We start from the raw sequence: 11,630 nt of genomic DNA, 5'->3' as shown, positions 1-11,630 counted from the left end.
CTAAAGATGGCAAGATCAATGTGAGTGGTGTAGAAGCTGGCGCAAGCATTGAGTACAGCACAGATGGTGGTTTAACTTGGACTCCGACGGCATTAACGAATGGCGGCTTTACGCTTACATCAGGTGCTTATTCGAATGTACAAGTACGACAAATAGATGTTGCAGGGAATACCAGTCCAGCTGCAATCTTAGGGCCAATCACAGTAGATACCGCGCTACCAAGTGTGCCAACAGCAGTGTTAAATGCGGATACAGGTATTAGCGCTACAGATGGTATTACTAAAGATGGCAAGATCAATGTGAGTGGTGTAGAAGCTGGCGCAAGCATTGAGTACAGCACAGATGGTGGTTTAACTTGGACTCCGACGGCATTAACCAATGGCGGCTTTACGCTTACATCAGGTGCTTATTCGAATGTACAAGTACGACAAATAGATGTTGCAGGGAATACCAGTCCAGCTGCAATCTTAGGGCCAATCACAGTAGATACCACGCTACCAAGTGCACCTATCATTTTAGGTGCTGAAGATGATGTAGGAGCAAAAGGAGTTGTATATTCGGGTGATTCTACAGATGACTCAACCCCAACATTATATGGTAAGGCTGATGCTGGTAGTATTGTGACTATTACACAGGATAATGTAGTAGTCGGTTCAGTGACTGCAGATATAAATGGTAATTGGAATTACACACCATCGCCTGCATTAAGTTTGATTAAGCACACTTGGAGTGCTACCGTGAACGATACTGCTGGAAATATTTCTTTAGGTAGTAACTCATTTACATTAACAATACTTGATCCAAATGCAGCACCAGTTGCAATTGTTAAAGATAATGCATTACTTGGATTAGTTGGTGTAGATGTTGCTGGTTTAATTGATCTAAATAGACAGGTCTTTGGAGCTGCTGATGTTAATAATGATTTAACAAAAGTTGTTATTAACCAATCAGTATTTATTGGTTTGGTCGCACTTACATTTGACTACTCTGTGAAAATGGCAGCAGAGCTTGGATTAAAAGTCACTTTAGTAGAAGGTAATAGTGTATTGAACTTAGGTTTAGTACAGACGAGTCCATCAAGGATTACTATTGAGTCACTTACCCCAGGCGGTATTATTGATAATCAAGCAATGCTTGAGCTATTGGGTACGGTACATTTACAACCACAAAGTGGGGGGCTTGGAGGGGTGCTGGGTCAGATCTTGAATCTACAGGTATTAAATGGTATTACGGTAACAGCAACAGACTCTCATAACACTACAGGCACAGCTCAATTGGGTGAGCTCATTGGTTTACCTATATTAGATAATTTATTAGCACCAAATTCAACCTTGTTTACAGAGGGGACAATTGCTAACGATGTATTAGGTAATGCTACAGCGACTTATTCTCAACGTTTATATGGTTATGAAGGTAATGATATCTTAAATGGAGGGGCTGGTAATGACATTCTTCGAGGCGGAAATGGTTCCGATAACTTAAATGGTGGAGCAGGTAAAGACTATCTGAACGGTGGTGCTGGTGATGATACTTTGATTGGTGGAACAGGCTCTGATACGGCAGTCTTTGAATTACTCAATGCTTTAGATGCAAGAGGCGGCAATGGAACAGATACATGGACGGATTTCCATAAAGGGAATGTCACCACGGATACTGAAGCAGATAAGATAGATATTCGAGATTTACTTGATAGCACTGTCAATATGGGAAATATCCAACAATATGTATTTACAACTTATGATTCGGTCAATAACAAAACCGTGGTACAGATTGACCGTGATGGTTCTGGTACGACATATGCGAAGACTGATCTTTTAATCCTTGAAAATGTCAATACAACGCTTGACGAATTGATTCATAATCAGCAGATTTTATTTTAATTATCCATTCTAATCTAAAAAACCCTAAGTTCGCTTAGGGTTTTTTATGCGTACTGAAAAAGTGATTCCACGTTATAATAAAAATACATTGATTTAGAATATTTTATTTTCACGATGGCTTTTACACTTGTGACCGAAACGATTTATGAAGAAGACATTAAAAAAAGTCACTTTCAAGCAATTTCTGCACCTGTAGAAAATGAGCAACAAGTTAAAGAATTCTTAGAAAAGCATTTAGACCCTAGCACTACACACCAATGTTGGGCGTGGAAAATCGGTCTTAATGTTCGCTTTAATGATGACGGTGAACCTTCGGGAACAGCGGGACGACCAATCCTTGCAACAATTGAAGGTAATGAACTGACCAATAGCATTGTTTTGGTTAATCGTTGGTATGGTGGTGTAAAACTAGGAACAGGTGGTCTAGTTCGTGCCTATGGTGGTTGTGCAGGGCAATGTCTATTACTTGCGGAAAAAATTGAGTTAATTGAAAAAAAGAAAGTTCAGTTTCAATGCCAATTCAATGAATGGGCAATATTCCAGTATGAACTTCATTCACAAAGTATCGAATATACAGAACAATACACAGCAGAAGGTGTGGCAGTTGAAGCGATGATACAGATTCATCAAATAGAACCTTTAAAGCTTAAAATTCAAGACGTTTCCCGTGGACGAGAACAGTTAAAAATTGTGGAAGAACTTGATGACTGAATTAGACCCATTATTAAAATATCGTGAACAGCATAAGCATCGTCTCAACTATATGCCGTGGCTTTATTATTCTTTAAAACCTAAAAACAAAGTGTGGGCAGAGCAGTGGCAAAAAGAATATCAAGAATATTTAATGGCAATGGAAACAGTTGAAATTGGTGAGAATTGTTTCATTTCACCATTGGCACATATCTTTGCTGAACCAGGTCGTAAAATCGTGATCGGTGACAATAGCTTTATTGCTGCTGATTGTACTTTACATGGGCCACTCAATATTGGTAATGAAGTCGCCATTAATCATCACTGTATTTTAGATGGTGGGCGTGCAGGGATCAAATTACACGATCAAGTTCGAATAGCAGCCTATTGTCATCTCTATGCATTTGATCATGGAATGGATTTAGCCCAACCAATTTACCAACAAGCAGTGACATCCAAAGGCATTGAAATTGGTCAAGATGTTTGGTTGGGAGCACATGTTGGAATTAAAGATGGTGTGAAAATTGCTTCCCAAGCCGTTGTTGGAATGAATAGTATGGTGACAAAAAATGTTGCCGAAAGAGAAATTGTTGTAGGAAATCCAGCTCGATTTATCCGCTTTCGCGAATGAACGCACAGTTTGTACAAATACATAATTAAATTATGGAATTAATTACATAAAGCTGTGCAAAGTTGCAAAAACTTATGCTAATTTAAAATAATATAGACCCAGAGCTGCAAAGCTAAAGCGAGGTTAAAATGAACAGAGTAGTTGCCTGTATAGACTCTTCGCCTTGTATCAATGCATTGGCAGAAGCTGCTGCTTGGATTGCCCAGAAAACGGGCCGTGAATTGGTTTTATTACAAGTTTTGGATTATTACCCCGCGAGTTATCATTTGGGTGAAATTAGCGGAGTCATCGGCTTTGAAAGTAATGCAATGTTACTTAAAGAGTTGGCTGAATTAGAGCAAAAACAAAGTGAATTGGCACTCGATTATAGTAATAATCTATTGCAACATATATCTGAAATGATTCAAGAAAAATATGGCATTACCCCGAGTCGTATTCAAGAAAAAGGCGACTTTTTAGAACAAAGTTTTAGCCAATTAGATGAGGGCGATATTGCGGTCATTGGTAAAGTAGGTGAACGTTCTGCCGAAAAACATAAAACACTGGGAAGTAATGTTGAAAACTTCATTCGAGGTACAAAAAGTACAGTTTTAACAGTTGGTGAAACATTTAAACCACCAACACGTTTTATTTTTGCTTATGAGCTGTCAGAAGCTTGCCAAAAAATGTTAAAGCGCGTTGAAAAAAGTGATTTATTAAGATTATTACAATGCCATTTGGTCTATGTCGGAGACCATCCTGAAATTTTAAATGAACCTGCACAACGGTTAAAAAATGCTGGATTAGATGTCGTGATCGAATATCGTTACGGTGATGTTGCTGAAAATATTCTAGATTATCAAAACTTACACCAAATCCAATTGATTGTATTGGGTGCATTTAGTCACAGTAAAATTCATCAATTCTTCTTAGGTAGCGTGACAACCACTATTTTCCGTAACTCGTCTGTGCCTTTACTTGTGGCGAAATAATGGGTGGAATATGTATGTATTAAGATCCATAGAAATACATGATAAGTGAAATAATATCTGTGATCGATATCACTAAAAAATAAATGCCATGATTTCTAGAATTTATGGCATTTTTTATCAGAAATATTAAAAATAATTTCTAAAAATATTGCATTTTAAAAAGCAATAGCTTTTAAAAAGGGAATGAATTTATTTGATTAAAAATCAAGCTATCAAAAAAATATTTATATTTTCAATTATTTAGTGAGCAATAGATAAGTTATCCACAATTCTACAAACAAGTTTCGGGGATAACTCTCAATTTTTCCTGCTTGGTAAAACTTACCACATAAATTTATGCACTTAAAAAGACCGCGATGTAAATAGCAGTCTTTTTAAGTGAAAATTAGCGAATTGAGTGATTATTTTACGATTGCAATTGCAAAACCATCATGTCCTTTACTCCCTACAGTTTGTAGCGCAGTACAGGATAAAATTTTAGGATGATTCTGCATTGCTTTGTACATATCACGGATTCCTTCAATACTCGGTTTAATATTTTTAGTATCTAAAATATCGCCTGCACGAATGACATTATCCAAAACAATGACTGTGCCTGAATGTGAAAGATTTAGACTTAGTTCTAAGTATTCAGGATAGCTTTGTTTATCTGCATCGACAAAAATAAAGTCGAATGGTTCTGTGTTTTCAGGCAATACCTTTAAAATATCGGCAGCACGCCCACACTTTAACTCAACTGTTGGCTTAAGCTTTGCATTATCAATATTTTCCTGTCCTAAAGCCGCATGGGTATCTCGACCTTCAATAGTCAGGATGTAACCATCTTCAGGCAAAGCACGTGCTAACCACATAGTGCTGTAGGCAGCAAATGTACCCAACTCTAATACGCGTTTACATTTGTTCATTTGAATGAGCATTTGTAACAGCATACCTTGATTTGCAGCAACAGCAAGGTGATCTGGAAAACCCTTATCTTCGGTATTTTTCAAAGTTTGGATTAAAATTGGGTCTTCTGGAATTAAATGTGATTCGATATAAGTATCGATGTCTGACCACATTTGTTGCATGTTGTACCGCCTCATCAGAGTCAAAGGATTTGTGTTATGTGCATTTTAATCTTTTATTTTGAGAGTGCAATTTTAATAAAAATTATTGCTTTAAATTTAATCATTTTGTTGATAATTGAAGGGTGGGACGATCAAATCAACTTTTGCAGGGTCTTTAGATCAAAAAAAGAGATCATAAGATCTCTTTTTAAGGACTGTATTTTGAGTGCTTCAGACAGTTAATGATTCAAACCATCTTCATCAATAATTTATAAATTACACATGGAACTATTGCGGGTTAAATCTGCTCCCCATGTGCGGAAACCTTGCGTGTCGATATGAATTTGACCAGAAGCATATAAGCCAAGCCCCATATTTAGGCTTTGACCATATTGTGCCCAGAACTGGCACAGTTTAAATTTAGTATGTTCAATATAAGCATAATCATTGGGTTGCGGGTATTCTGGCCCAATACGGAAATCGATGGCAGAATTAAACAAGTGACGTGAAGAACCTGCACCACCTGCGCATTGGTTCAGCGGTAAATCACGATATACCGATGTCACTGTAAAATCGGTCAATACTTTAGAAGCAATTAAATATTTAAAGACTTTCAATGTTGGGAGCTGATTACGCCAAACTTCTTGGCTTGGAATCATATATTCAGATTTACCACATTTATCCCAATCACGGGCCGTTTTAAAAAGCTCAAAACTTGGAATAATATTGCCGACATTATTCTGTTCAAGAAAACGTTCATATCCACGTGAACGAGATTGATTTTCACCATCTATTAACCAATTACGGTATGAATTTGGCATATTTTTTTGCGGAATAGGTCGTTCAATCGTAATTTTTTCTTCTGGAATATAAATACGATGACCATTTGGCGTGCTAATTGTTGGCGCTTTTTGAGGTGATGAAGTACAAGCAGTCAAAACAGTTGCAGTAAAGCTGACAGTAAGCAGACCTTTTAGAATATTTTTCATTCTCAATATTAGCTAAAGAAGGTAGCTGAGTATTCTAGTCTAGTTTAGCGTAAGCATTATGGATAAATTGCAAATAATTGTATAACTTACATATTTAAATCAAAAAAAATCAGCCTAAGCTGATATTTTTTAACAGAAAAATTACTTCTCTAAATATTGTAATTTATCTGCTTTACCATTCCATTCTTCACGATCTTCGGGTTGATCGCCAATTTGTGTGATGTTCGGCCATTTCTGAGCTAAATCAGCATTGAGTTCAATGAAGACCTCTTGGCCTTCAGGTAATTCATCTTCCGAGAAAATCGCATTTGCAGGACATTCAGGCTCACATAGCGCGCAGTCAATACATTCATCTGGGCTAATGACAAGAAAGTTTGGACCTTCATAAAAACAGTCAACAGGACAAACTTCTACGCAGTCTTGGTATTTACACTTAATACAATTTTCAGTGACAACAAAGGTCATGGCGTCAGCTACCTAAAAATATGGTTTTAATTAATAATGGTGTATTTTAGGCAAAAACGACCCCAACTAACAATTGCTTTTATTGATATTTGTTATATATAGGACTGCTTATTTTGATAATAACTGAATAAGCAGTATGTTTTTTAATCAAAACAGTAAAATGCCTTGTAAATAGACAAGGCATTTCTTTTTTTTGAATAAGCCTAGCTGAATAAATACTAACTAGATAACGCTCAGCACTGCTTTAAAATTTCTTTTAAAGCATAAAGTTTAGCCAATGCTTCGCGTGGGGTTAAATCATCAACATCAATTTCAGACAACGCAGTGACAACAGCAGATGGCTTTTCTACTTCGACAATGGTGTGAATGATTTCAGGTTCAGCTTCAAAAACATTCGTTTCTGTGAATAAATCATTTTGTACAATAGATTGCTGTTGCTGAAGTTGTTGCTTTTCTAAAATCTTTAAGCGTTTTTGAGCTTCTTTAATAACACTGGTTGGAATACCTGCAAGTTTAGCGACTTGTAAACCATGACTTTGACTGGCAGGGCCTTGTTGCACTTTATGTAATAAAATCAAATTTCCATTCAATTCTTTTGCGGTGACATGATAGTTATCAATCGCAGTTTCTTTGGCAAGTTCTGTTAATTCAAAATAATGCGTTGCAAATAGACATAAACACTTAATTCTTTTGGTTAAATCGAGTACACATGCCCAAGCTAAAGATAAACCATCATAAGTACTGGTACCACGTCCTACTTCATCCATAAGTACCAAAGATTGATTGGTTGCATGATGTAAAATTTGAGAGGTTTCAGTCATTTCCACCATGAACGTAGATTTGCCTGTAGATAAGTCATCTGCAGAACCAATACGAGTGAAAATACGATCAATCGGCCCTAATTTAGCCGCTTTTGCAGGAACAAAACTACCGCAATAACCCAGTAGGCTAATTAATGCTGTTTGACGCATAAACGTCGATTTACCGCCCATATTGGGACCGGTGATGATTGCCATACGGTGGTTAAAATCGAGCAAAGTATCATTTGGGGTATAAGGTGCTTTATTTAAAGATTCAACAACGGGATGTCGTCCTGCACTAATTTTGATGCCAATTTCTGGGCTGTATTCAGGTCGATTCCAGTTGTTTAGACGTGCTTGATGGGCAAAATTGCACAGCATATCGATGTGTGAAATTGCAGCACTCATCATTTGTAAATTGGCAATATCTGCTTTTAATTCATCTAAAAGCATTTCAAATAAAAGCTTCTCACGAGCTAAGGCACGAGATTCACTAGATAAAACTTTATCTTCAAATGATTTTAGTTCAGGAGTGATATAGCGCTCGGCATTTTTAAGTGTTTGGCGACGAATATAATGATCGGGTGCTTGTTCTGCTTGCGCACGTGTCAGTTCGATGTAATAACCACTAACACGGTTGTAGCCAATTTTTAAAGTGTTGATTCCTGTTGCTTCACGTTCTTTTATTTCTAAGTCAATTAAGAACTGTCCTGCATGATCTCGAATTTTACGTAACTCATCCAGTTCGTCATCGAAACCTTCTGCAATGACATTGCCATCACGTAATAAAACTGGTGGAGTTTCGACAATGGCTGACATTAAACGTAGGTGTAAGCCACTAAAATTACCCAATTCATCATTCAATTGCGTAATTAATTTAGATTGTTTTGTATTGAGAATAGGCTGAATAGCATGTCTTAAAAAAGGAATTTGCGCGCAAGATTGACGCAGTTGTACTAAATCACGTGGACGAGCACTGCCTAATGCGACACGGCTTAAAACACGTTCGATATCACTAATTTCTTTTAAAACTAAGCGTATTGGCGATTCATGATAACCCTTTAAAAATGCGTCTGTTGCATCTAAACGTGTATCTAAAATTTCTGTGTCTCTGATAGGTTGCATCAGGGTACGTGCTAATAAACGTCCACCCATTGCAGTTTGGCAATCATTAATTAAGTTAAATAATGAAGTGCCATGTTCAAACAAAGGATCAATAATTTCTAAATTACGGCGTGTTACAGGGTCTAATGCAATAAAATCAGAGCTCTGTTCTAATTTAATAGAACGGATATGCGGAAGCGCAGTTTTCTGTGTTTCTTTGGCATAGTGAATTAATGATGCAGCGGCAGCTTTTGCTAAAGGTAAATGATCAATTCCGAAACCCGATAGCGTTGCAACGGCAAACTGGTCACACAATGTTTTTTGAGCATTGTTTAAATTAAAGTCTACATTTGGGCGTTTGGTAACAGGGCATTCGATTTGTTTTTTGATTGATTCAATAATATTTGGATCAATAATATCTTCATCAATTAAAAGTTCACTTGGCATTAAGCGAGCTAATTCTATTGCGAGTTGTTCTGCTTTAAATTCTTGTTGTTGTACTTTAAAAATACCTGCGCTTAGGTCAAGTAAAGCGATGCCAATTTGATTTTGTTGAAAACATAATGCGACTAAATTTGAACTTTGCGTTGCTGTTAATAGTGCATCATCGGTTAACGTTCCAGGGGTAATGATTCGAGCGACTGCACGCTCCATCGGTGCTTTTTTCGAGCCAATACTTTCGCCTTCACCGATCTGTTCTACAATAACAACCGTTTCACCTTTTTTGACAAGACGAGCCAAATAACCTTCAGCAGCATGATAGGGCACACCTGCCATTGGGATGGGATCGCCATTAGCTTTGCCACGATGGGTGAGTGTTATTCCTAAAAGTTTGGCTGCTTTTTTAGCATCATCAAAAAATAATTCATAAAAATCACCCATGCGGTAGAACATGAGTGAATGAGGATGCTGCATTTTTACTTTTAAATATTGCTGCATCATAGGTGTGTAAGATGAGAGATCAACCATTGATTTTTCTATATCCATATTAAAAAATACCTTTATTTTTAAATACTTTTGGAATGTTCTTCATGGTTTCACGTTCCTAAGGATGCCAAATAAGTGTTAAGGGTTTCAAGGAAATCTTGATAATAAGTGTACCTTTTGGTGTACCTTATTTAATTGTACTCAGGTATTATAAATACAGAGCTTTATGAAAAGCAGGTAAGCTAGTCAAAAAAGAGATTTTAGCAAAATCTCTAAATACAAAAAGGTAAATTGCATCAGATGTCTGAAAATAATACATCAACTTTGAAAAAGGTGGCTTTGTCTGCTCGAGCTATCGAAAAAATGAAACCTGAAACTTTTAAAGCTGATATAGGGGAGAATGAAGGGTTACGTGTAGTTAAAGGTAAGACAGGTTTAACTTCATTTATATACCGCTATCGTAGTCCAATAGATAATTCTCAAAAAAAGATGAAGATAGGTACCTTTCCTGAAATGTCATTAGCAGATGCGCGAGTTGAATTACATAAATTAAAAGTAATTCGTCGTTCAGGGATATGTCCTAGTGCTCAAGCTAAAGAACTTAAAATTCAGAAAAAAAATGATGCTCTGTTAGAAAAAGCTGAATGCTTCACTATTAAGGAGATGGTAGACCTATATCTCATCAATGTTATTGAAGATCGGTATGTTGAAGATGTTAAAACAGGCCAAAAAAAACTCATTAGAGGTGCCCGAAAACTAAAAGGACAGGATGAAGCTAGAAGAACCATTTATGGTGATGCTGTAAGAGTTTTGGGTGACTATGATGCAATGAATGTGACTCGTAGAGATGTTGTAAACATGATTTTAAAAATTGTGGAGCGCGGAGCAAATGTTCAAGCTGGAAGGGTTTTATCTGAATTAACATTAGCCTATGAATATGCTATTGGGTTGGAAAAATTTTCAGATAATTTTGCAAATCCTGCTTTATTGGCAAAAGCTAGTATTAAGCAGATGAGAATAAAATTAACTTGTAATCAGGGTAAAAGAGTATTGACTGATAATGAGTTGAAAAGAGTTTTGACTTGGCTTCCTAATTCGGGATTTTCTAAAAGTCATATACATATTTTACAGCTTTCTTTATGGACAGCTTGCCGCACAGGAGAAGCCTGTAATGCAAGATGGAAAGACATTGATTTTCTAAATAAAACTTGGCATATACGAGAAGCTAAAAATGGTGCTGAAAGGTATGTTCAATTATCCATACAATGTATTGAATATTTGAAGAGTATTCATATTGAAGGCCAAGAATATATATTTCTATCTAGTCGCTCAGGTAAGCCCATACTTCAAAAAACTCTTACTGAGGCTAAATGGCGACTGAAAAATCCTGATAAAGTTGTTCATCAACAAAGGTTTAGGCCTGAACAATTGTGGTTAACGGATATGCTAGATTGGAATCCTCATGATTTAAGAAGAACGGTTCGAACAAGTTTATCAAGATTAGGTTGTCCAACTGATATAGCAGAAGCAATTCTGGGACATTCTAAGAAAGGGATTGAAGGTACTTACAACCTACATAAATACGAAAATGAGTGTGCTGAATGGTTGCAAAAGTGGGCTGATCATTTAGATGCTTTATAAAATTGAAGCCTCTGGAGAGGCTCCTATTTTTATATTTTATAAAAATCTTTTGAAATATTGTTCAATAGAATTTTCATTGGATAATCTCTCTTTAGTAAGTAAATTTTCAACCATACTAATATTATTTACTTTAATAGTTTTTGATGTGCTTTGTCCTAAACTGATCAACTTAATCCAAAGCTGTTGGTGTTCTTCATAGCATTTTTCAAGATGACCAGACAGGGTTGTGATTTTATTAAGAGTAGGATCAAAGAATTGTATCTGATGATCAAACTCAAGTGAGTTATTAGCTGAGTAACTAAGTTCTTCGTTTTTTATTTCAGGCTTCGATTTTTTTGAACTAGAAGGCTTAGCTAAGTTCATCAAGGTTTGAAAAATAAAGCGTATTCCTAAAAATAGGACACTGATAAAGAAAAAGAATACTACAATCCAAAAAATCGCTTTAATCATAAAGTTTCCTTCAATACATATCGTATTGTTCGGCGA

The 11,630-nt window shown here is 36.3% G+C and carries 10 protein-coding genes; 5 read left to right on the top strand and 5 right to left on the bottom strand.

Annotated features, from left to right (window positions below):
* From ACG94X_RS08040 to ACG94X_RS08025, 4 genes are all read left to right on the top strand, one after another.
* On the top strand, positions 1 to 1,880 hold a 1,880-nt coding region (locus ACG94X_RS08040; RefSeq protein ID WP_419383204.1), incomplete at its 5' end, for an Ig-like domain-containing protein.
* Positions 1,881 to 1,994: 114 nt separating this feature from the next.
* On the top strand, positions 1,995 to 2,591 hold the full coding sequence (locus ACG94X_RS08035) for an IMPACT family protein (protein WP_419383203.1): 597 nt from the start codon (positions 1,995 to 1,997) through the stop codon (positions 2,589 to 2,591).
* Positions 2,584 to 3,201, top strand: a complete 618-nt coding sequence (locus ACG94X_RS08030; protein ID WP_419383202.1) for a DapH/DapD/GlmU-related protein — start codon at positions 2,584 to 2,586, stop codon at positions 3,199 to 3,201. Before ACG94X_RS08035 ends, ACG94X_RS08030 begins: the two co-directional genes overlap by 8 nt.
* 128 nt (positions 3,202 to 3,329) lie before the next feature.
* The gene (locus tag ACG94X_RS08025; RefSeq protein ID WP_419383201.1) at positions 3,330 to 4,172 is read left to right on the top strand and encodes a universal stress protein; all 843 of its coding nucleotides are present in this window, start codon (positions 3,330 to 3,332) and stop codon (positions 4,170 to 4,172) included.
* 401 nt (positions 4,173 to 4,573) lie between these two features.
* Here the strand turns inward: ACG94X_RS08025 and ACG94X_RS08020 are convergent, their stop codons facing one another.
* From ACG94X_RS08020 to mutS, 4 genes are all read right to left on the bottom strand, one after another.
* Positions 4,574 to 5,239, bottom strand: coding sequence for an O-methyltransferase (locus ACG94X_RS08020; protein ID WP_419383200.1), 666 nt, complete (start codon positions 5,237 to 5,239; stop codon positions 4,574 to 4,576).
* Positions 5,240 to 5,487: 248 nt separating this feature from the next.
* The gene (locus tag ACG94X_RS08015; RefSeq protein ID WP_419383199.1) at positions 5,488 to 6,207 is read right to left on the bottom strand and encodes a peptidase M15; all 720 of its coding nucleotides are present in this window, start codon (positions 6,205 to 6,207) and stop codon (positions 5,488 to 5,490) included.
* Positions 6,208 to 6,348: 141 nt separating this feature from the next.
* A complete protein-coding gene (fdxA, locus tag ACG94X_RS08010) occupies positions 6,349 to 6,672 on the bottom strand; it encodes a ferredoxin FdxA (RefSeq protein ID WP_419383198.1) in 324 nt (107 codons plus the stop codon).
* 233 nt (positions 6,673 to 6,905) lie between these two features.
* Positions 6,906 to 9,563 (bottom strand): DNA mismatch repair protein MutS, encoded by a 2,658-nt coding sequence (mutS, locus tag ACG94X_RS08005; protein WP_419383197.1) that lies wholly within the window; start codon positions 9,561 to 9,563, stop codon positions 6,906 to 6,908.
* Between the two features lie 240 nt (positions 9,564 to 9,803).
* Between mutS and ACG94X_RS08000 the strand changes: the two genes are divergently transcribed.
* Complete coding sequence (locus tag ACG94X_RS08000) at positions 9,804 to 11,144, top strand: tyrosine-type recombinase/integrase (protein ID WP_419383196.1); 1,341 nt, start codon at positions 9,804 to 9,806, stop codon at positions 11,142 to 11,144.
* A 36-nt stretch (positions 11,145 to 11,180) separates the two neighbouring features.
* Here the strand turns inward: ACG94X_RS08000 and ACG94X_RS07995 are convergent, their stop codons facing one another.
* On the bottom strand, positions 11,181 to 11,594 hold the full coding sequence (locus ACG94X_RS07995) for a hypothetical protein (RefSeq protein WP_419383195.1): 414 nt from the start codon (positions 11,592 to 11,594) through the stop codon (positions 11,181 to 11,183).
* Positions 11,595 to 11,630 lie beyond the last annotated feature (36 nt).

The organism is Acinetobacter psychrotolerans, from assembly GCF_048552595.1.
Lineage (GTDB): Bacteria > Pseudomonadota > Gammaproteobacteria > Pseudomonadales > Moraxellaceae > Acinetobacter.
Note: the sequence above shows the minus strand (reverse complement) of the source record. Positions and strands in the feature narration are given on the sequence as shown.

What these genes read in the sequence shown, in the direction of transcription:
- ACG94X_RS07995 (WP_419383195.1), bottom strand. Translation starts at nt 11,594, where the DNA reads ATGATTAAAGCGATTTTTTGGATTGTAGTATTCTTTTTCTTTATCAGT.
- ACG94X_RS08025 (WP_419383201.1), top strand. Translation starts at nt 3,330, where the DNA reads ATGAACAGAGTAGTTGCCTGTATAGACTCTTCGCCTTGTATCAATGCA.
- ACG94X_RS08020 (WP_419383200.1), bottom strand. Translation starts at nt 5,239, where the DNA reads ATGCAACAAATGTGGTCAGACATCGATACTTATATCGAATCACATTTA.
- ACG94X_RS08035 (WP_419383203.1), top strand. Translation starts at nt 1,995, where the DNA reads ATGGCTTTTACACTTGTGACCGAAACGATTTATGAAGAAGACATTAAA.
- ACG94X_RS08000 (WP_419383196.1), top strand. Translation starts at nt 9,804, where the DNA reads ATGTCTGAAAATAATACATCAACTTTGAAAAAGGTGGCTTTGTCTGCT.
- ACG94X_RS08015 (WP_419383199.1), bottom strand. Translation starts at nt 6,207, where the DNA reads ATGAAAAATATTCTAAAAGGTCTGCTTACTGTCAGCTTTACTGCAACT.
- ACG94X_RS08030 (WP_419383202.1), top strand. Translation starts at nt 2,584, where the DNA reads ATGACTGAATTAGACCCATTATTAAAATATCGTGAACAGCATAAGCAT.
- mutS (WP_419383197.1), bottom strand. Translation starts at nt 9,563, where the DNA reads ATGGATATAGAAAAATCAATGGTTGATCTCTCATCTTACACACCTATG.
- fdxA (WP_419383198.1), bottom strand. Translation starts at nt 6,672, where the DNA reads ATGACCTTTGTTGTCACTGAAAATTGTATTAAGTGTAAATACCAAGAC.